Origin of the sequence: Paenibacillus sp. 598K, from assembly GCF_003851045.1 — a bacterium.
GTDB lineage: Bacteria > Bacillota > Bacilli > Paenibacillales > Paenibacillaceae > Paenibacillus_D.
The window spans coordinates 1-205 of record NZ_BFBX01000408.1 but is presented as its reverse complement, the minus strand read 5'-3'; the positions used below and the strand labels follow the sequence as shown (position 1 = coordinate 205).

1 protein-coding gene is annotated in these 205 nt (G+C 68.8%); it reads left to right on the top strand.

Annotated elements, in window-relative coordinates; all coding sequences use genetic code 11:
• Nucleotides 1–205, top strand: a 205-nt coding sequence (locus tag PA598K_RS35645; protein ID WP_185602449.1) for a hypothetical protein, incomplete at both ends; no start/stop codon positions are given.

Sequence of the window (205 nt, the reverse complement as noted above, 5' to 3'; positions counted from 1 at the left end):
GAGCCACGGGCGCGACTGGAGCAACTGGCGAGGTGGGCGTCACTGGAGCAACTGGGGCGACGGGGGCGACGGGCATGAACGGTGTCACTGGAGCCACAGGCGCAACAGGTGCAACCGGCGCTAATGGCGTGACGGGGGCTGACGGCGTCACAGGAGCCACGGGCGCAACCGGCGTTATGGGCGTGACCGGTGTAACCGGCGTAAC